Annotated in this window: 14 protein-coding genes and 3 tRNA genes; 6 read left to right on the forward strand and 11 right to left on the reverse strand. The window is 36.8% G+C overall.

The window, feature by feature from the left end; all coding sequences use genetic code 11:
* Positions 1-46: 46 nt before the first annotated feature.
* On the reverse strand, positions 47-3,202 hold the full coding sequence (locus FW780_RS21185; protein ID WP_241676964.1) for a T9SS type B sorting domain-containing protein: 3,156 nt from the start codon (positions 3,200-3,202) through the stop codon (positions 47-49).
* A 76-nt stretch (positions 3,203-3,278) separates the two neighbouring features.
* On the reverse strand, positions 3,279-5,570 hold the full coding sequence (locus tag FW780_RS21190) for a fibronectin type III domain-containing protein (protein ID WP_149835584.1): 2,292 nt from the start codon (positions 5,568-5,570) through the stop codon (positions 3,279-3,281).
* Positions 5,571-6,005: 435 nt separating this feature from the next.
* Here FW780_RS21190 and FW780_RS21195 point away from each other — a divergent pair, with 435 nt between their 5' ends.
* Positions 6,006-7,610, forward strand: a complete 1,605-nt coding sequence (locus tag FW780_RS21195) for a helix-turn-helix domain-containing protein (RefSeq protein ID WP_241676965.1) — start codon at positions 6,006-6,008, stop codon at positions 7,608-7,610.
* Positions 7,610-8,740 carry a tetratricopeptide repeat protein gene (locus FW780_RS21200; RefSeq protein WP_149835586.1) on the forward strand — a complete coding sequence of 377 codons (1,131 nt, stop codon included), beginning with the start codon at positions 7,610-7,612 and terminating at the stop codon, positions 8,738-8,740. The genes FW780_RS21195 and FW780_RS21200 overlap by 1 nt, the downstream gene beginning before the upstream one ends.
* A 231-nt stretch (positions 8,741-8,971) precedes the next feature.
* On the opposite strand, the gene FW780_RS21205 is transcribed toward FW780_RS21200, so the two are convergent.
* The 3 genes from FW780_RS21205 to FW780_RS21215 form a co-directional block, all read right to left on the reverse strand.
* A tRNA-Arg gene (locus FW780_RS21205) sits at positions 8,972-9,045 on the reverse strand.
* A gap of 32 nt (positions 9,046-9,077) precedes the next feature.
* Positions 9,078-9,152, reverse strand: a tRNA-Pro gene (locus tag FW780_RS21210).
* Positions 9,153-9,167: 15 nt separating this feature from the next.
* A tRNA-Ser gene (locus FW780_RS21215) sits at positions 9,168-9,252 on the reverse strand.
* A 135-nt stretch (positions 9,253-9,387) separates the two neighbouring features.
* On the opposite strand from FW780_RS21215, the gene FW780_RS21220 reads away from it, so the two are divergent.
* The 4 genes from FW780_RS21220 to FW780_RS21235 all read left to right on the forward strand — a co-directional run bounded on the left by FW780_RS21220 (position 9,388) and on the right by FW780_RS21235 (position 14,010).
* A complete protein-coding gene (locus FW780_RS21220; RefSeq protein ID WP_149835587.1) occupies positions 9,388-10,413 on the forward strand; it encodes an N-acetylmuramoyl-L-alanine amidase in 1,026 nt (341 codons plus the stop codon).
* Between the two features lie 72 nt (positions 10,414-10,485).
* Entirely contained in the window at positions 10,486-11,886 is a 1,401-nt protein-coding gene (gene aspA, locus FW780_RS21225; RefSeq protein ID WP_149835588.1) for an aspartate ammonia-lyase, read from the forward strand.
* An 88-nt stretch (positions 11,887-11,974) separates the two neighbouring features.
* Positions 11,975-12,829 carry a glycosyltransferase gene (locus FW780_RS21230; RefSeq protein WP_149835589.1) on the forward strand — a complete coding sequence of 285 codons (855 nt, stop codon included), beginning with the start codon at positions 11,975-11,977 and terminating at the stop codon, positions 12,827-12,829.
* Between the two features lie 134 nt (positions 12,830-12,963).
* Positions 12,964-14,010: a hypothetical protein gene (locus tag FW780_RS21235; protein WP_149835590.1), complete on the forward strand. Its 1,047-nt coding sequence runs from the start codon at positions 12,964-12,966 to the stop codon at positions 14,008-14,010.
* A gap of 55 nt (positions 14,011-14,065) precedes the next feature.
* Here the strand turns inward: FW780_RS21235 and FW780_RS21240 are convergent, their stop codons facing one another.
* The 6 genes from FW780_RS21240 to FW780_RS21265 all read right to left on the reverse strand — a co-directional run bounded on the left by FW780_RS21240 (position 14,066) and on the right by FW780_RS21265 (position 20,760).
* Entirely contained in the window at positions 14,066-15,565 is a 1,500-nt protein-coding gene (locus FW780_RS21240) for a lipopolysaccharide biosynthesis protein (protein WP_149835591.1), read from the reverse strand.
* Between the two features lie 9 nt (positions 15,566-15,574).
* Entirely contained in the window at positions 15,575-16,369 is a 795-nt protein-coding gene (locus tag FW780_RS21245) for an FkbM family methyltransferase (RefSeq protein WP_149835592.1), read from the reverse strand.
* A gap of 246 nt (positions 16,370-16,615) precedes the next feature.
* Entirely contained in the window at positions 16,616-17,281 is a 666-nt protein-coding gene (locus FW780_RS21250) for a DUF2461 domain-containing protein (protein WP_149835593.1), read from the reverse strand.
* Between the two features lie 104 nt (positions 17,282-17,385).
* Positions 17,386-18,615: an ABC transporter permease gene (locus tag FW780_RS21255; RefSeq protein WP_149835594.1), complete on the reverse strand. Its 1,230-nt coding sequence runs from the start codon at positions 18,613-18,615 to the stop codon at positions 17,386-17,388.
* Positions 18,616-18,638: 23 nt separating this feature from the next.
* Positions 18,639-19,388, reverse strand: a complete 750-nt coding sequence (locus tag FW780_RS21260) for an ABC transporter ATP-binding protein (RefSeq protein WP_149835595.1) — start codon at positions 19,386-19,388, stop codon at positions 18,639-18,641.
* A 106-nt stretch (positions 19,389-19,494) separates the two neighbouring features.
* Positions 19,495-20,760, reverse strand: coding sequence for an efflux RND transporter periplasmic adaptor subunit (locus tag FW780_RS21265; protein ID WP_149835596.1), 1,266 nt, complete (start codon positions 20,758-20,760; stop codon positions 19,495-19,497).

Here is a 20,760-nt window from a genome sequence, read left to right on the forward strand (position 1 = left end):
AAGATTAAATTAAATTGTACTTGATGGCTGTTGTAGAGTCTTTGGTTTAATCTTTATTTTTCAATAAGATCCATCCGGTGTATTTAATACTGGCGTCCTGCAGAGCCGTTTCTTTCCAGGTAATTACATACCAGTAAGTTCCGGTGAATAGTTTTTTATTGCTGAACATGCCGTCCCATGTGTAATTGTTAAAGTGTGTCCCTGTAAAAACATTATTTCCGTATCTGTCATATACCATAAAAGAGAGGTCTTTTTTATAAGCAAAATCAGCATAGGAAATCTTGTCATTAATGTTGTCTCCATTGGGAGTAATAGCATTGATAAGATTGATGACTGTTAATTCTACTTTTATGGGTTCACAGTTATAAGAATCTTTTACATAAAACTTATTCTGTCCGTTGGGAAGGTTGATGAAGATATTAGAATCTTGCCAGTTGACACCATCAAGAGAATACAGATAAGGAGGCTGTCCGCCAATTACGGTAAGAGTAGCCTTATTATTTTCTATATCTATAGCCTTGATAACAGGATTGGGTGCTGCTTTTATACTAATGTTCTGCTTGGTAAAACAGTGATCATGTTCTAAAATAACCCAGTAATTTCCTACTCCTGCATTGGAAATAGATGGAGTTGTAGCTCCGGTACTCCATTCATATGACTGATACCCAGCTCCGGCATCAAGTGTCGTTGTAGAATTAAAGCAGATAAACTGATCTTTAAGCAAAGGAGAAGGATGAGGCAGAGTAACGGTAAGAGTTACTGTTGAAATAGTGTAACAACCTGTCGCATTAATTACTTTAATATATACTGTTCCACTGCCGGAAATGTAAGTGTTAGGATTTTGAATAACATTGATCCCGGATATGGCATCCTGCATTGTTTTATAATATTCTTTTGTAATACCTGTATCATTGGTAACCAATGCCTGGGTAAGATTAAAACTTCCTTTATCCGGCATTGAATCTATATAACAAGACGTTAAAGACACATTCCGAACCTGTGGAGAAGGATTAAACAGAAGACTGATCTTTGCGTTGGCAGAACATCCTTCAGGAGTTGAAACCTTTACATAAATATCTTTAGGAACGGCAGATGCATAAGCATTGGCTGGTGTAATTTCATTAGCCCCGGCTGTAAGATCTGCTAAGGTAGGATAATACTTTTTAGTACTTCCTGATGGTCCGCCTACATTGGCAGTAGTAAGATCAAAAACTCCTATTCCATTATTACTGCAGGCTTTAATTGAAGTATTGACAACATTTACGGATTGTACTGTAATATTTACCTTTACTTGTTCACAATCTATGAACTCAGGGGCATTACCACAGAATTTATAAGTGAATGTATCCACTGTGGCTCCTGTGTTGGCTGTATAAGTAAGTACCCCCGTTGTTGGGTTTACACTGAGTATTCCATTGGCTGGAGGGCTGGTGATTTGTACAGTACCCGGAACCGGTGTTTGAGAAGAACTGCTAAAAGCTGGTGTTATAGTTAAAGGAGTTCCTGTTGAGCAAACCGTTAATGCTTTTGTTGTATTTACCAGACAGGAAAATGCTTTATATATGGGAGTTGTGGCAGGTGGGCAGCTTCCTCCTACAGATACGGTAACCGTATAATTTCCCGGTTGGGTAGGAGTATAGGTATTGCTATTCGCTCCCGGAATGGCTGTTCCATTCAGATTCCATTGATATGAAGAATAACTGTCGTCCACTTCAAGGGTCATCCCTGGGATACAGGTTCCGTTTTTCTTGGCAATAACAGGTATTGAAGAGAAACCCGCAAAATAACCACCATAACCAACATTCCCTTCACCGGCGGCAATTCCTGCAGTAACTGCTTTAGTGGACTGAACGGTAATATTTCCAGTGACATTAGATACAGAATATGATGCCCAGTTTGTATTTCCGGTTACAGGAAATGGTCCTTGGGCAGGTGTTAATGGTGTTCCATTAACTGTTACCGTTGCCCCAGATTCTGTTATAATATTGAGTTTGACAGCGGGAGTGATAGTTGTATAATAAGGTAATATGTTGATCATCCCTATTTCATCTATTTTCTTAGGAAGAAAACAACTGAGAGGAGGTATATAATTCGCTCCAATCGTAATCTCAACAAAGGAAGTTGAGGTTCCGGCCATAAGTTGATAGACATATACCTTTTTGGTGGTCCGGATTCGCATATTGTAATGTCCGGTGCTGTTCTGATTATTATAGGAAGTAGAGTTAATACGGTAGAATTGTCCTTCATTAAGTGTGGCTGCAGGGGTTACATCATCATTAAGATATACTTGTGTGTTATTCTCCGTTGCCGTTACTATAGCACCCTCTACATTGGCAGCAATTGGAGCCATTCCTTTAACAAGAACAAACTCATCACCCAAACGCTCTACCGGAATTGACTGGTCCATTAAAATATCGCCACCATTATTAGAATTAATAATCTGACCATTGAAGTTTCCATTTGTGACACTTATAGGTTTATTAGATTCAATTTTAGCACCTATAAAACCAGCTTGGTTTCCTGTTTGGTTTCCTGAGCCTTCTATAATATATGATTGCCCTTTATTTAAAGTAAAAGACATTGAAGGGGTATTGACACCATTCGTCCCATTAGAAAACTGAACGGAAGAACTATAATTGGACACTGTTACTACGGTATTATCTTCAGTAGCCAGTACTCCACAGGTAAAATTATTATTGGAAGAAGAAACTGCAATAGGCCCATAAGCAACATAAAACTTGTTTCCAATACCAGCTTTTCCTTTGGATGTAAGTATTTCACCATGATTTTTTGTGGAAAACCTGAAAGTACAGAAAAAAGGTTTTTCTCCTTTTACATACAGGCCTCGCCCAGTTATCTTAAAGACCTCTGATTGTACTCCTGTAATCATATTGTCCATAGGAATATCAAAAGATTGAGGATTACCTTTACTGATAGTTACAGTTCCTATGACGGTATTATTGTTATAAATTGTAACAGGAAAGGGAGTCATAGAATCTGTAGATAAAAATAAAGCCTGCTTATTAGAATCATTAAGTCTGGACATCATAGGGGCAAACCAATGCTCCGTGTCTCTCTGTGAGAAAAGGGTATTGGTAGCTAAAAATAAAAGGAATATTGTAAGCAGAAGCTTCCTGAGGAATAGAATTCTGTGCTTTGTTCCATTGGAATTAGGCTTATAAACAAAGTAAAAGTCTTTCATTGGATAAGTTTAAGGGGGATAACTGCCATAAAAGCGATGGATAAATACCCACCGCTTTTAATGACAGAGACAACATTTATTTCTTTATGGCTTTTATGGTCTTGGAAGTACCATCTTTCATTACCATTTTTACTAAATAGACTCCTGATGCCAACTCTTTTAATGACATTGTATGATCAAAATTTCTGATATCAGTGATGAACTTACCTGAAGCATCATAAATCATTACTGATTGTATATTTTTGCTGTTTGTGATCGTAATCAGATCAGTGAAAGGGTTAGGATATATGCTTGGTTCTGATCTTACTGCGTTGTCATGCACATTCATAGTTTGGGTAGGGGCCCATGAAATATTATCCCAGTAATATTGTGCATTTCCTGAGAGTGCATACGTATCACGGATAGCAAGTCTTGCTCCTGCAGGAACAGTATTTGGAATGGCAACAGTGTATTCACTTGTTCCTGTAGCCGGAGTATAAGAGGTATTGGTAATGTTCAATTGCTGAATTAATATAAAAGTAGAAGCATCAGTCGGGTTAGTCACATATCCAACTTCTAATTTTCCTGTATTCACACTACAATAAGCATTCAGCTTCAGAGAGTGAGTACCTGCGTTGATATTGGAAAGTTCAGGTAATACAGCAATTGATACATCTCCCGCAGAGATACTGCGCTGTAAAATATGTCTCGTTCCAGAAAGAGCGCCACTTCCATTAATATTTACACTTGCATTTCCTGTTATTATTCTTCCCCAACATGGAGCGTTAGTTAACAATCCTGTAGCATAAGTATCAAAATTCTCCGATAAGGTAGTAACAGGTGCGCAAAGAGTCAGAACAGAGGCAATATTACTCCATGCACTCTGATCAGAGGCACTACATCTTGATCTCACCCAAACATAATATGTTGTAGCTGAATTTAATCCCTGTATTGTATAAGGATTTGCTGTTACTCCGGTGATTGTTGGAGCTGTTGTTGAAACAGGAGGAGTATTGTTTGTACTATAATAGATGTCATATCCCATTGCAGGTGCAGGAGTTGGAGCTGTCCATGTAATATTTGCTGTTGCACTGGTAGCATTTGATAAAACAACGTTTGTTGGAACAAAACAGGTAGGCTTAGGTTCCCAGTAAACATTATCCCAATAGATATTCACTGATGGTACTCCTCCGTGTCTTATGGCAAGTCTTGCATTGGCAGGGACTGTATTAGGAACTACAACACTGTATTCGTATCCATCATAAACTGTATTACTTATATTCACAGACTGAATATTGACAAATGAAGAAGCATCACTATCATTGGTAACATAACCAATATCTAATATACCGGCAGTACTGCTCACTTTGGCTTTAAATCTTAGCCAATGGGTTCCTGCATTTACATTACTGAACGTTGGAAGTACAGCGATGGTCGCATTTGCTGCACCATTAGCACTTTGGTACATAGCTTTGCTACTATTCACACCACTACCGGAAGCAATATTCTGATATCCTGATCCCAAAATAATTCTGTCCCAGCAGTCAGCATTATTAGGCCCGGTTACTGCATTTTCAAAGTCTTCAAACATCGAAGTCTTAGCATCACATTTGGTTTTTAATATCCCCCTTAAAGACCATGCGCTTTTACTGGATGTATTACAGACTGATCTTATATAATAATAGTAAGTAGTAAAAGGCAAAAGTCCGCTGACAGGTGCTGAGGTTGTATTACTGGAACCTGATGCCAGAGTAGAGGCATCCGGAACAGTGGTGGAAGAAGTATAATAATATTCGTAGCTTCCCGGTGCTGTAGCTGGGGCACTCCAGGAAATAACTGCAGAATTGTTGGTAATATTGGAAGAAGTAAGAGTGGTTGGAACAAAACAGCTTGGTGAAGCTTCAACCTTCAAACTAAAATCAACAAAATTACCATAATTGTTAGGACCACATGGGTTTACCGGATTGGGAAATGATGTTCCGCTTTGTACCCTGATTCTATAAATTCCTACTGCCTGAGAAGGAGGAATGAAAATCAGGTCATCAACCACTGAATAGTTGGAAGGGCTCAGTGCGTTTTCATAAAAATCATCAAAATCTCCATCATTATTCCAGTCGATCCAGACATAAGACTTTGCAGATCCTACAAAATCAAGGTGAACGTTCATTGTTCCTCCCGGATAAGAAGTTACAATCTGGCTGGAAGAATTATCTACATAAGCCTGATATGCAGTAGCTGTATAATATAAAGCTCCCTGATCCGAAAAAACGGCATTTTTTAAATAATAGGCCTGACTGGAAGTGCCGGCTGTAGGAACACAATAAGTCTGCGCATTGAGTTGGTAAACTGACAGGAAGAAAATCATCCATAATAAGTAGTTTTTTCTCATTTTTTTTTCTTTTTTAAGTTTGATTACCGGCTTTATTGTCAGATTTTTCCTTAATAATGAGCGGTAGAATTAATTGTTTTGCAGTACGTTTTTTATTTCTTTTCTACATCAATGGATGTAGAGTATTGATTTGTTTAAAAAAAAATCATATCTTAGATGATAGTGATGTTTTCTTTAATTTTTTATAAAATTAATGGTTGATAAGTGTGATGATTTCATTGAAATTTGAGAATAATTCTAATATTTTCAATCAACTTAAAGGTTTGAACAATATTAGCGTTATATTTGCCCCCCATCAAGGAATGTGCTTGCATAATTCGCTGATTTTACAAGGATTTAAAAATTAAAACACTGTAAGTCAGGTTGTTGTACACAAGTGATTTAAAAGGAGTAATAATAGAAATTTCAGTTAAAAACAGTGGGAAAATGATCCTCATGTTAAAAAAAATACTGAAAAGTAATATAGCAATATTGTTTTTCATTTTGTGGTGCCCGGTTTTTCTAAACGGGCAGGCAGCTCCGGATTTTAGTATTTTAACTGATAAAGCATTTCAGAAATTATATCAGAATCCGGAAGAATGTATCAGCTATTCACAGAGCCTTCTGATTAGTGATAAAAATATAGAGCATAAAGTCATTCTCCGAAATATTATTTCACAGGCGTATGCTTTGCAGGGAAATTATGTACAGTCAGTAAGTATTTCCAATCAGAAAGATGATGATGATATAAAAGGAAACCTTTCCCATTTTATCCAGTTGTTTGATGATTATAATCTGGCAGATCAGTATCAGAACTTAGGATTATATGGGCAGTCGAAAGAAATCATTGCAGGTATTTTAAAAGACCCGAAACTCTTACAGAGCAATAATCCCAAAGAGCGTATGGTGCTTGCCAAGCTGTTTCAGCTTCAGGCGATAAATGCGGGAATTACTAGAAATTATAATTCCGCTTTACTGAATATTGATAAGAGTAATTCTTACCTTAATAATAACAATGAAGAGAATAGGATTATCAAATGGGAAAATATTATATTCCGGTCTACTTTTCTGATGCGGCAGAATAAGCTGGAAGAATCCAAGAAATTACTTGATAATGTTATTCAGGATGTTGAAAAACATGGGAATAATGCTTTTATCTCCGCATTTGCCTATGAAAGTATGTCCCGATATTACTTTCTCAAAGCAGATTATAATGGCGCTGTAAAACAACTTGAAATAGGGTTTTCAGAAATTGAAAACCTTCCTTATAATGATCTGAAAATCATATTTTATGAATTGTTTGCCCGTAGCTATCTGGCCCTCAATAATGATGGAAAATACTATTATTACAATAATTTATACACAGATTTAAAAGCAAAACTGGATTCCAATAAAAAAGAAGGGATACAGTATGTTGTAAAACTACTGGAAACATATCATCATAAAAACCTTGAATTCCAGGAGCAGAATAAAGAGAAACAGCTTAAGACTGCTGGGATTATTATTTTAATTCTTATGGCGGGAATGATTGCTTATTTTCTGAGTGAATCATCAAGAAGCAGACATCTCAAAAAACAGCTTGATTTTTTTGAAAAACTGAAAATAAAAGAAGAATCTTCAGGTATTGTGATTGAAGTGCCGAAAGAAGAAGAGGTGGCAAAGGAAAATAAAAATCAGGAAAAGGATCCCTCCAAAATTTCAAAAGAAAAAGAAGTAGAAATTCTGGAAAAGCTTAAAGACTGGGAAAAATCCGACAGTTATCTGAATAAAAACCTGTCACTGGCTATTCTTTCTGCTCAGACAGGTATTAATACAAAATATTTGTCGGAAGTGATCAATAATAACAAAGGCAAGAACTTTAACGGCTATATTAATGAACTTAGGATTGATCACATTGCGCGTCTTCTGAAAACAGATCCAGCCTATCTGAATTATAAAGTAAGTTATCTGGCAGAATATGCAGGATTTTCATCGCATGGTGCATTTACAAATGTGTTTAAATCTATCACAGGTATGTCTCCCAATACTTACATTCAGGAAATTATAAAAAATAAAAACTGATGAAATTCTTTTTCCATATTATTTTGCTGTGTGTTCTGTTTTTTCAGGCACCTCTTTTCGGGCAGAAAATTTCTGATGATTCCTTGATGAAGATTGCCAACCAGGAGATTTATAATAATCCGGATTATGCCATTAGCATTGGAAAGAAACTGCTTCAAAAAGAAAATAATCTTGATAAATCCATTAAGATTTATCTGATTTTGTCCACTGCTGGAATTGCCAAAAGAAACTTTGATGAATCTCTGCAATATATTTTAAAAGCAAGGGAGTTGCTGCAGAAAACAAACGACCCTAAAATTCATACGAGTTTTTTGATTGCAGCTGCGATGCAGTACCAGCAGATGGAACTTTTCAGTAAAAGTCTTGAAACACTGGATGAGGCTGATGAATATTTGGCGAAACTACCTGAAGATTCCTATCTGAAAAATTTTGAAACAGCCAGAAGCTTTGCCCTGCGGGGAATGATCTATAAAAGCCAGTCGAACCCGGAAATTGCTCTTCAGGAATTTTTGATTGCCATCAGAAATTTTGAAAAAATACAAGAAAAAGAGAAAACATACTTTAACCAGAGTATCATCTATTACAATATTGGTCATTGTTATCTCGATCTTAATCAACCGGACAATGCCGGAACATCGTTCATGAAATCTATGAATCTGGCAGAATTGATTAAAGCTAAAAGTCTTGAAGCGTTTGCTTTAAAAGGGTTGGCAGAGATGAACAAACAAAAACACCAGAATCAGAAAGCATTGGAACTGCTGATAAAAGCTGAAAATTTAGGTAAAGAAGCGGACGATCTGTCCCTTAATGAAGGCATTTATAAAGAAATGGCGGATAATTATCTGGCGATGGGGAATCCCAATCTTTATCAGGTCTACAGCAGAAAATACTTGGAAACGAAATTTAAAAGGGAGCAGAGCGAATTAAGCTCCATCAATCACGCTATTGATGTTCACAATATGGAAACTCAAAAGAAAAGTAACAAGCTAATAACCCGATATAATTATTTTATTGCAGGGCTGATTATTATCGGGCTTTTTATACTAAGTATCTTTTTCTATTTTGTTATGAAGATCAGAAAGCGAAATAAGAAATATCAGGATGAAATTAAGCAGCTTATCAGGGATTAGACAGAGGAAATTTAATGATTTCTGTATAAAATAAATAGTGAAGATAATTTCTACGAAACATCTAGAAACAAAAAAGACTCACTAAAAAATAGTGAGTCTTTAAGTGAGCGCGAAAGGATTGAAAATATTACCGTCCCGATTTACAAATCGGGATGCTCTATCCTTGCTGATTTTTACATGAATTTGTTATAAAAACAAAAAAGACTCACTAAAAAATAGTGAGTCTTTAAGTGAGCGCGAAAGGATTCGAACCTTTGACCGTCTGCTTAGAAGGCAGATGCTCTATCCAGCTGAGCTACGCACCCATTAAGTAGTTTTGAGAAAACTACTAAAACAGTCGGGGCGGCAGGATTCGAACCTGCGACCTCCTGGTCCCAAACCAGGCGCGATGACCGGACTACGCTACGCCCCGAATATATAAGAAGAGCGGAGGGTAAGGGATTCGAACCCTTGCGACACTTTCGCGTCGACAGTTTAGCAAACTGCTCCGTTAACCACTCCGGCAACCCTCCTTTTTGTTGATTTTTTAATGATCGTTGTTCCGTTATTGCGAGTGCAAATATAGAACAGATTTCTTTATTTACCAAATAAAATTCAAGAAAATTTTGTGTATTTTTGAAGTAATAAATCATCCAAAAACCAAACTGATGCGTAAGACATTATATATCATCGGATTAAGCACATTTGTTTTTTCATGTACTTCTCAGCAAAATGTGAAAAAAAATACTTACAAACCGAAAACCCCGATAACACAGGCGAAACCGACGGTTCAGACAACACCTCCGGTTGCTCCGAAACCAAAAGTAGTATCCGATCGTGGAGTGGACTTTTTTACTACTAATATAGCAGACCCAACAAAAAATGATAACACGGCAAGTTATGGCTCTATTGTATCTGCAAAACCAGGAGGATATAAAGTTGTAAAGACTTATTTTCCCGCAGTAGCCCAAAACTTCAGACAACGTTATTTAATATTACATTATACAGCACTTCCGGACGATAAGTCAATTACCGTTCTTACTCAGCAAGCGGTGAGTGCCCACTATCTGGTAAACAATACAGGCGATAACGAAATCTATCAGTTGGTAGATGAAAATAAAAGAGCATACCATGCAGGAGTAAGCGCATGGAGAAATGACAAAAATCTTAATGATACTTCTATCGGTATTGAAATTGTGAATGCCGGCTATACTACAGATGCAGCAGGGAAAAGAACATTTGCTCCTTTTAGTGATGATCAGGTGAAAAAAGTAGCAGCATTGGTGAAAGATATTGTGGCAAGATATCAGATTCAGCCTACTTATGTACTTGCCCATTCAGATATTGCTCCTACAAGAAAACAGGATCCGGGACCTATGTTCCCATGGAAAAAACTGTATGATGAATACCAGATTGGGATGTGGTATGATGAAGCAGCCAAGCAAACTTATCTTGAGGCCGCTCAGGCAGATATTACCACAAGATATAATGAAGCCAGCTTTATTTTCCTTATTCAGACTTCATTACAGAAATTTGGATACGGATTGGAGTCTAGCGGAACATGGGATGATGCTACCAAGAAAACAATTGAAGCATTCCAGTACCACTTCCGTCCGCAAAATTATGACGGAATTATGGATGCCGAAACATGGGCAATACTGCAAGCTTTAAACCAAAAATATCCAGTAAAATAATTCAAATTAAAGCGCATCGGTTAGATGCGTTTTTGCTATCTTTAAACGATCAAAAACAGTAAAATATCTGTAATGGAAAATTTCAGGAAAGAAAGCGATCTATTAGGCGAACTGAATGTGCCTTTAGATGCTTATTATGGGGTTCAGACACAAAGAGCTATCAACAATTTTAAAATTTCAGGACAGCTTTTGTCTTCATATCCGGACTTCATAAAAGGGTTGGCTTTTGTAAAAAAAGCGGCAGCAAAAACCAATTATGAATTAGGACTTCTGGACGAAAACCTATATTTTAAAATAGCAGAAGCGTGTGATGAAATTGTAGAAGGGAAATATCATGACCAGTTTCCGGTAGATATGATTCAGGGTGGGGCTGGAACCTCCATCAACATGAATGCCAATGAAGTGATTGCCAATATTGTATTGGAGAAATTAGGAAAAAATAAGGGAGAATATGAATTCTGTTCACCTAATGATCATATCAACCTTTCCCAGTCAACCAATGATGCTTATCCTACAGCCATCAAAATGGGATTGCTGCAGATGAATATCGGACTGGTAGAAAAACTTGAAAAAATTATTGCTGCATTCCGTGCAAAAGGACAGGAGTTTCATGATGTTATCAAAATGGGACGTACACAGCTTCAGGATGCCGTTCCAATGACTTTGGGACAAGAATTTGAAGCCTATGCAGCTACATTAGAAGAAGATATTTCTAAGCTGAATAACAATGCCAATCTTTTTGTAGAAGTGAACATGGGGGCAACAGCTATCGGTACAGGATTAAACGCTCCGGTGGGTTATGCTACACTTTGTGCTAAAAACTTAGCTCAGATTACAGGATACCCGATTGTCTCAGCACCAGATTTAGTGGAAGCAACACCAGATACGGGATCTTATGTAATCTATTCTTCAGCAACAAAGCGTCTTGCTGTGAAATTATCAAAAATCTGCAACGATTTAAGATTACTTTCATCAGGTCCAAGAGCTGGGCTTTTTGAAATCAACCTTCCGCCAATGCAACCCGGATCTTCTATTATGCCGGGCAAAGTAAATCCGGTAATTCCGGAAGTGGTAAACCAGGTTTGTTTTAAAGTATTCGGGAATGACCTTACCGTAACTTTTGCGGCAGAAGCAGGACAGCTACAGCTTAACGTAATGGAACCGGTACTTTCTCATGCGATCATGGAAAATATCAACTTCCTTTGCAATGCTTTAGATACTCTTCGTGAGAAATGTGTGGTTGGAATTACTGCCAATAAAGAAATTTGCCTGAACATGGTGAAGCACAGCATCGGTATTGTAACAGCTTTGAACCCTTATATCGGATACAAGCAGTCTACACAAATTGCCAAAGAAGCATTGGAAACCGGAAAAAGTGTTTACAACCTTGTTCTTGAAAAGGGAATTCTTTCTCAGGAGAAACTGGACGAAATTCTTGATCCGAAAAATATGCTGAAACCGCATAACAAATAAATTCTATAAACGATGAATGATCAATGACAATTGATATCTTAAAAAGTCTCTTATCATTGATCATTCATCATTAATCACCATAATTTCCGTGAGGTTTTTAATTATAATTCCTGCCCATAACGAAGAAGACAATCTTTCCTTTACGTTTGACTCTTTACAGCAACAAAGCAGCAAAGATTTTAAAGTAGTGGTAGTGAATGACGGTTCTGTAGATAGAACCCCTGAAATCATCAGGAAATATACAAAGACTGATTCCCGTTTTGAAACAATCAATCTTCAGAAATCTGGACATCAGCCCGGATCTAAGGTTGTTCATGCTTTTAAAAATGGGCTCAGGACTCAATCTATGGATGAATTTGATATCATCTGTAAGTTTGATGCCGATATCATCCTTCCGGAAAACTATCTGGCAGTTGTAGAAACAGCTTTTGCAAACAATCCGGAATACGGACTTGTAGGCGGACTTTTATACATAGAAAAAGACGGAAACTGGATCTATGAAGGAAACTCTAATAAACACCACGTAAGAGGCCCTATGAAGGCTTACCGTAAAGAATGTTTTATGCAGATTGGTGGTTTAAGAGAAACATTGGGCTGGGATAATATAGATTCCATACTATTGGAAAATCTGGGATGGAAGGAAGTAGTTCTTCCGGAACTCCATGTAAAGTTGATTAAAGTAAAAGGTGCTGACTATACAATACGGCCGGCAGATTATTATGGCAGATACTTTTATTTCTTAGGTCTGAATAGATTTCTGGCTTATATTGCCTCCTCAAAAGAAGCGATGAAAAGTAAGTCTCCATCATTTTTCTTTGATATTATCAATTCCTATGAAAACTGTAGATCAAAAAAAATGGAGCTTAAAATTACAAAAGAAGAGCAAAAAGCTGTTAATGATCAGCGTTGGAGAATGCTGAAGAAGAAATGGTTGAAGATGTAAAAGACTTCATCTATAATTATTGGCAAATTTAATAGGGATGGGCCATTGTCCTGAGCGTAGACGAAGGGGTCCGTTTAATTAATAAAAAATAAAAATTCATTGGCTTTAGCCAAAACTTAACTTTCCGTTAATCCGTGAAAAAAATAGCTTACATAGAAATAGACACCCACGCAGAGATTGCACAGGCTTTCATGGATATCATGGAAGGGTCTCAGAATTTTGCTGTAGACTATTATTTTTCAAAAAGAATTAAAGATCAGATCAATGACAACAATGAGGCTGTGTTCTTGTCAGACAGCTCTATGATCCTGGATCAGTTAAAAGGAAAAGGATATGATTTGGTTGTCATAGGGACGGTACATCGTTATTTTAATACATTTTTAGCAATAACAAAAAAGTACAATACGGCAATCATTACCCATAATCTGAACTTTACAAAAGCTTCAAGACTGAACCTGATAAAAAGTGTTTTCAAAGGAGATATTATTTTCAGACTGAAATTGTGGCTTAAAGAAGGACTGTTTTATAATACTAAAGTTTACCAGACTTCGCAATCGCTTTTAGTACTTGATGAGGCTTTAATTTCAGATAGACATCAGTTTTTACCCTTATTTTATACAAGAGATTTTGTTAAAATTAAAAATGATAATCTGACTGTGGTTATTCCGGGAGGAGTTTCTCAGAAGAGAAGAGATTATGCTTATATTTTTAAAACAATTCAGGATCTGAAGTCAGATAAACGTTGTGAGTTTGTGTTCCTTGGAAAAGCAAAGGATCATGAATTAAAACAGCTTGAACAACTGTCTCAAAAACTACCTGAAAATATCACTATTACTTATTTCTCTGAAAGAGTTTCTTCTGAAGATTTTGAAAAATGGATGCAGAAAGCAGATGTTCTGTGGTGTCCTATTCAGCAGGAAACAGAGTTTTTCAGCATGAAAGAAACCTATGGAATGACTAAAATGACTGGAAACCTCGGTGATGCTGTAGCTTACGGAAAATTGGCTGTTTTCCCTGGGAATTATCCTTCAAAACTTGAATTCATCATTCCGGAAAAAGAAAATATTCTTGATCAGTTAAAGGCTTTATCAGAAACTCCATTTGACTTTTATAAAACTTACAGTAAAGAAGTAGTGCAGAAGAAACTGGAACTGTTCCTCAACAGTCTGATTATAAATTAAAATACTTCAATTAAAGTAAATACTTTCGCTTTCTTTCTGTTTTCGATTAAAGAATCTATTTAATCTTAAATACGCTTTTGATAAACTTCATATTCAGGTAGTCTTCAATGGGGAATACTTTGGTGAAGTAATTTCCGATATAGATCAATATCAGAACAACGGCGGGCTTATAAACAAGATTGATAAGATTGCTGTTGAAATTGGGAAGAACAATAGCCACGGTAATAGCCAGTGTACAGATAATGGAAACAAAAATCATTTCAATACTCAAAGGTGAAACTTTAAATACGATATAATTGAAAATGATTTTCACCACATTGTAAATAGTAAGAGAAATAGCCGTAGATAAAGCAATTCCGATCAGTTTCAGTTGTGTGTTTTTAATGAAATAATAGTTAAGCCCAATAGTCAGTCCTGCCAGTAAAAGCATCACCAGAATATTGAATCTGTAATATTTTGAAAGAGAAATAATATTTCCGTTGAATCCTGTTGCCAGATCTATCAAAACGGCAGATCCCCAGATCCATACTACAGGTTCATATTCTCTAAGCATTGTTCCATTCTTGGGCATAAATTGGGTCAGATACGGAAATCCAACCATGATGCAGGAGAATAAAACAGCGCCAAGGAAATATAACGTTAAAGATGTTTTCTTGTGAAATCTGTCCAGCTCTTCCATGTCTCCGTCTGCCAGAGTCTTGTTGATGATAGGAGCAGAAATATTAAATAATCCAAGCTGTGGAATTGAGATTAATGAGATCAGGGCATACAAAACAGAATAGATTCCTACTTCTTCCATCCCCATAAATTCCCCAATCATAAAGCTGTTGATGGCTAGATAATTTCCAAAAGTTCCCAGAAACCCGAAGAAACTATAATTGAAGAATTCTTTCCAGAAATTATTTTTCTTAAAATAATCCGTATTAAAATCTAATTTGATTTTCTCCAGTTTGTTGGTGTAATAGATATATCCCAACAACATTAAAAAGAATATTCCAAAAAAGAATGCAAAAGCAACTTTCTGCGATGCTGACGCAGTGATATTCTGTGATAAAGCAAAGAAAAAGAGGCAGAAAGCTCCCAGGTTTGCTATTTTCGGAAACAGATTGTCGAAAATATTAGAAACCACAATTCTTTTATAATTGGAAGTGTATTTATTGAAAATAGCACAAAACGAAAGAATTAAAATCAGCGGAAGAATCATCTCTTTCATCTTCCATGCTTCCGAGTGCCTGAATTTTGGATAAAAATAGGGAAGTATAAAAAATACAACTGTGAAAATAAGAAAGTTGATAAAAACAGCGAGCAACGACAATGACAGCATGTTTTGTTTTTTACCGTCTTTTTCTACCCTGTGAAAAAATTTCACGTTTGAATAGGAAATTCCCAGGACTACAAAAGGAACCAGCATTTCTGCAGTGGGAAGGATGTAGCGCAGCTTTCCGTAAAATTCAAAATCATTCGGAAATATGAATATTGCGGAAACTGTGCCCAGCAAAAACCCAATATAACCGATAATGGAATATTTGAAGCCTTGTCTCGCTACTACACTCATAAAGTCGTTTTAAATGTTTTTAGGTATAAAAATAATATTGTTGATGTACTGAGTTTTATTTTTTTCGTCGTTTGTATTTTGTGTTATGATATCCTCTGTAAGATTTTCCAGGGTAAAACTGTTTCTGTTCAGATATTTCGCTTTATATCCCCAGCTCATTACTTCAGAAATTTCATTCCATATAGGGGTCTGGTGGTGTCTTTGTTCCATCTCAACCATTAATGTCGGCATGAACTGTCTGATGGTTTCTCTTGCTCCGGAAAGGGTTTTTATTTCGTTTCCTTCAACGTCTATTTTGATAAAATCAAGCCTTTTAAAATGTTCCAATGCAGCCCATTCATCCAGTTTGATCACTTTTACTTTTTCCGTATAACTTTTTTCTTCCCCTTTTTCCTTGTAAGATGTGTTTAAAGTACCACGGGAAGCAATTGTTTTTCCGTTAATAATTGGTACTTTGAACTCGGCCATTATGTTTTCGTCAGAAAGGGCCAGAGGAAAGACATGCATGGCCGGAAACAGCCTTTTTAATCGTCGGTAAAGCTTTTTATTAGGTTCAAAACCATAAATGTTATCATGGTTCAATGTGTTTTCCAATTGGTATAGAAAAGTTCCTACATTCGCACCAATGTCCAATATGACAGCATTTTTAGGAAGGTATTCTTTGATCCATACCAGTTCCGGTTCTACATTGCGTTCCGAAAAATTATTTTTATTAAGATTATTTAACGTTTTAAAATATCTTTTTTTGTAGAAATTCGGAGTTATATATTGTAGTTTTTCTGCGATTTTTTGGTATAAAGACATCGTAAGCTTTTTGACGAACAGCAAAGATAAGCAAAAATGTAAAACTTTTCTTAAAAAATGTTAAATATAATAAGTTGATTTTCAGTAATTATCTTTTGTTTCTGCTTTTATAACCAGTTGTTTTTTAATGAATTTTAAATTTTTCACAGAGACATCCCTATCCCTTAACCTTTATAAATTCTAAAAAGTTCGGATAGAAAGTGTATTATCAATTATCTGTGAAAAAGATTAGTATTTCAGAATAAATTAAAGAAAAGGAGTGTTCAGGAAATCATTGAACGGTTTCATCAGTTTGAAAATTTTATTCATATTTTTCACTGCATTTTTATCCAGTACTTCCTCATCTTTTAATGAATATACTACAATGAAATTTTTAAGTTTCAGATATTCTCCCATAGGATCCTCTTTCTCGAAACCTTGAGGAATTTTTTTTAGTTTGTCGTCCTGGTCAAGTTCCGGGAAGTGCTTTTTAAAATCTTTATTATTGAGGATTTTAAGGAAATCATCACCATACAACGATATTTCTTTACGTACTTCTTTCAGAACTGAAGATTCAGGCATATAAATACCTCCGGCTAAAAAGGATTTTCCGGGTTCCATGTGAAGATAGTAGCCTCCTTTCTGGTTGCCTTTTCCCATTCCCAGAGAAGCTCCGAAATTCGTTTTATAAGGTGATTTGTCTTTTGAAAACCTTGTGTCTCTGTAAATTCTGAACAAGGCTTTTTTACTGTCGATCTTAGCAAGTTCTTCATCAAAACCAGACATCTCTTTAATTAGTTCATCAAGAAATGAAACAACATTTTGCTGAGATTCTGTGTACAGATTTTTATTTTCATTAAACCATTCACGGTTATTGTTTTTATTTAATTTGTTTAAAAAATCAAATGTTTTGGAAGAAATGCTTGCAGACATATTGTGTTAGGTGTTTTTTAGTTGTTAAGTGAGATTTATAAAGGCTTCTCAACCCCGAATCCCGAAACTTCGCAACCCGTTCTCACAACTCAAATGTACAAAAACTATTCATATCTCAATGCTTCAATGGGATCAAGTTTTGAAGCTTTCAGGGCAGGATAATACCCAAAAAATACTCCGGTCACAGCACACACAATAAAAGATACAATAATGGAAGATTCCGTAATAAAAGTAGGCCATGAGAGGAAAAAAGTAACCAGTTCCGAAGACAGAATGCCTAAAAGTACCCCAAGAATTCCACCGGTGATACTGATTAACACAGCTTCAATCAAAAACTGGTACAGAATATCCTTTCCTCTTGCACCGATAGACATTCTCAACCCGATTTCTTTGGTGCGTTCCGTCACAGATACATACATGATATTCATGATGCCAATTCCTCCTACAATAAGAGAAATGCCGGCAATGGCTGATAAAAGTACGGTTAAAAGCTGGCTGGTAGAACTCATGGTAGAAATAAGCTCAGCCTGAGTTCTCACACTGAAGTCATCATTGCTTCCATCAGCAGGCAGTTTATGCTGTTTTCTTAAAATCTCCGATACCTGATCCGTAGCTTGTTGTGAAGTATTCTCATTTGAAGAGGCGGCGTAAATCGTCTGAACATAAGTGATTCCCAAAAATCTTCTCTGAACAGTATTGAACGGTGCAATAATGACATCATCCTGATCCTGTCCGAAAGCATTAGAACCTTTGGGAGCAAGAATTCCGATAACTTTCATGGGAACTTTATTGAATCTGATAACAGCTCCTACAGGATCTTCACCGTTGGGAAATAAACTGTTATAAACCGTCTGGCCTAAAAGACAGACCTTATTAGAAGATGTGACGTCTTTTCTGGTAAAAAGATTGCCACTTGCAATGCTCCAGTCTCTGATATTAAAATATTCTTCATTTACGCCCTGCAGCTGGGTAGGCCAGTTGTTAGGGCCGTTGATAGACTGTCCGTTGGTCTGTACAGCAGGAGAAACATAAGAAACATCAGGAGCGCCCTTTGAAATTGCATCTGCATCCTGAGGTCTCAGAGTCTGTAACCCCGAAGCTCCTATTCTAGCTCCTCCGGAAACATTCACATTGCTGGACGGTCTTATGGTAATCATATTGGATCCCATTGAAGAAAGCTGATCGCTGATACTTTTTTTTGAACCTTCTCCAATGGCGGTCATTGCAATTACCGAAGCCACACCGATAATGATACCAAGCATGGTTAAAAATGCACGAAGTTTATTCCGTAAAAGGGCTTTCCAGGCTATCCTGAAGAGGTTAGAGACGTTCATTGCAATGAGTTTTTAGTTTAAAACTATTTATAATCATCATTTACCGGAAGATTTTCAAGGGCTTCTCTGGCAGATTTGATATTATCGTTCTTTACATCTTTAATTACTTTTCCATCCCGTAGGGTTACCGTTCTGCTGCTGAAAGTGGCAATATCAGGCTCATGAGTTACAAAAACGATGGTTCGTCCCTGATGGTGAAGATCCTGCATGAGGGCCATAATTTCATAAGACGTTCTGGTGTCTAGGTTTCCGGTGGCTTCATCTGCAAGAATCATTACAGGTTCGTTCACTAAAGCTCTGGCAATGGCAACTCTTTGCTGCTGCCCTCCGGACATCTGATTGGGAAGATGATCAATCCTGCTTTCAAGTTTTACCGCAGTTAAAGCTTCTATGGCTCTTTTGTGGCGTTCTTCTGTAGATATTTTTGAGTTATAAAGAAGTGGAAGTTCTACATTTTCCTTTGCGGTGGTTCTTGGAAGAAGGTTATAAGACTGAAACACAAAACCGATTTTTTGATTTCTGAGAACCGCCAGTTCGTCACGGTCAAGATTTTTAATATTAACACCATCCAGAATATAATCTCCGCCTGATGGTTTATCAAGGCAGCCTATGATATTAAGCAGAGTTGATTTTCCGGAACCGCTGCTTCCCATAATGGTCACAAATTCACCTTTCTCTACTGTGAATGTGACACCTTTCAGTGCATGAACAACTTCTTCGCCCATTCTGAATTCTCTTTTCAGATCCATGATCTCCAGAATTTTTTCTGCCATGACTTTTTTTGTTTTGCTAGTTGCTAGTTGCTAGTTGCTAGTTGCTAGTTGCTAGTTGCTAGTTGCTGATTAATTTATTTAGGTTTGGTCGGCTCAAAAATTTATGTTATCTCGGTCCGCCGCCACCGCCACTGTTTCTGTTGTTTCCACCACCTCTTCTTTGAGGCATGAACGGACTTTTAGCCTGTCCACCGGAAGATTTTTTTGAAAGTACTTTATAACCTGTAATAATATTGTCACTTGTATTTAATCCTGAAATAACCTGTATTTCGGTGTCATTATCCATTCCGGTTTTTATCTTTTTACGGGAAATGGTGCTGTCCTTCGCGATAACCCAGACTGCAGATTCATTTTTCTTTTCGGTTCCTTTATTTTGTTTTTTCCATTGGCCTTTTTCATGTTTTTTACCGTTAGCGAATGGAGAATTTATTTTATATTTTTTGATAACCAGGCTATCTGGTCTGAAGCTGGTTGCTGCTACAGGAATTTTCATAACATTCTCTAAAACCTGTGTATAAATTGTAATGTTTGCCGTCATTCCCGGCTTCAGTTTTAAACCTGAATTATCTGCGTTAATGATGGTTGTATAATTGACCACATTGGATGAAACGGTTGGATGGAGGCGGACTTCAGAAACTTGGCCGTCAAATGTCTCATCGGGAAAAGCATCTACTGTGAATGTTGCTTTTTGGCCCACTTTTACATTGCCAATATCAGCTTCATCCACTGAAGCGCGTACCCTCATTTTAGTAAGATCTTTAGCAATACTGAAAAGAGTAGGAGTACTAAAACTTGAAGCAACCGTTTGCCCTTCACTTACATTCCTGTTGAGTACAGTTCCGTCTATCGGGGAATAGATGTTGGTAAGAGACAGGTTTTTGTTGGCTGTGGAGAGCTGAGCATTTACAGAGCCTACCTGTGCTTTAGCGGCATTGTATTGATTGGTGGCATTATCATAATCAGCCTTGCTGATAGCTCCTACTTTATATAACTGTGACTGTCTGTTGATGTTGATTTCGTTGTAAGCAAGATTGCTTTTTGCGTTTTGTAGATTGGCTTTAATCTGCTGTGACTGAAACTGAAGCAGATCCGGATCTAAAGTAGCCAGCAGTTGTCCTTTTTTCACTGTAGAATTGAAGTCAACATAAATATTTTTAATGATTCCCGATACCTGAGTACCTACTGCCACAGTATCCACAGGCTGAATAGTTCCTGTAGCGGTTATGGAATTGGATATTTCTCCCATCTCAGGCTTTACTGTTTCCAGCTGAATCTTTATTTCTTTCTCTCTGATGAAGAAAAACCAGGCTGCACCTATAATTATGATGCCGCCCACAACCCAATACAACCATTTTTTATTCTTTGTTTTCAT

It is taken from the genome of Chryseobacterium sediminis (genome assembly GCF_008386505.1).
Taxonomy (GTDB): domain Bacteria; phylum Bacteroidota; class Bacteroidia; order Flavobacteriales; family Weeksellaceae; genus Chryseobacterium; species Chryseobacterium sediminis.

Coding starts and splice junctions, on each gene's coding strand:
- FW780_RS21260 (WP_149835595.1), bottom strand. CDS start 19,388: ATGGCAGAAAAAATTCTGGAGATCATGGATCTGAAAAGAGAATTCAGA.
- FW780_RS21185 (WP_241676964.1), bottom strand. CDS start 3,202: ATGAAAGACTTTTACTTTGTTTATAAGCCTAATTCCAATGGAACAAAG.
- FW780_RS21195 (WP_241676965.1), top strand. CDS start 6,006: ATGTTAAAAAAAATACTGAAAAGTAATATAGCAATATTGTTTTTCATT.
- aspA (WP_149835588.1), top strand. CDS start 10,486: ATGGAAAATTTCAGGAAAGAAAGCGATCTATTAGGCGAACTGAATGTG.
- FW780_RS21250 (WP_149835593.1), bottom strand. CDS start 17,281: ATGTCTGCAAGCATTTCTTCCAAAACATTTGATTTTTTAAACAAATTA.
- FW780_RS21190 (WP_149835584.1), bottom strand. CDS start 5,570: ATGAGAAAAAACTACTTATTATGGATGATTTTCTTCCTGTCAGTTTAC.
- FW780_RS21200 (WP_149835586.1), top strand. CDS start 7,610: ATGAAATTCTTTTTCCATATTATTTTGCTGTGTGTTCTGTTTTTTCAG.
- FW780_RS21265 (WP_149835596.1), bottom strand. CDS start 20,760: ATGAAAACAAAGAATAAAAAATGGTTGTATTGGGTTGTGGGCGGCATC.
- FW780_RS21245 (WP_149835592.1), bottom strand. CDS start 16,369: ATGTCTTTATACCAAAAAATCGCAGAAAAACTACAATATATAACTCCG.
- FW780_RS21220 (WP_149835587.1), top strand. CDS start 9,388: ATGCGTAAGACATTATATATCATCGGATTAAGCACATTTGTTTTTTCA.
- FW780_RS21240 (WP_149835591.1), bottom strand. CDS start 15,565: ATGAGTGTAGTAGCGAGACAAGGCTTCAAATATTCCATTATCGGTTAT.
- FW780_RS21255 (WP_149835594.1), bottom strand. CDS start 18,615: ATGAACGTCTCTAACCTCTTCAGGATAGCCTGGAAAGCCCTTTTACGG.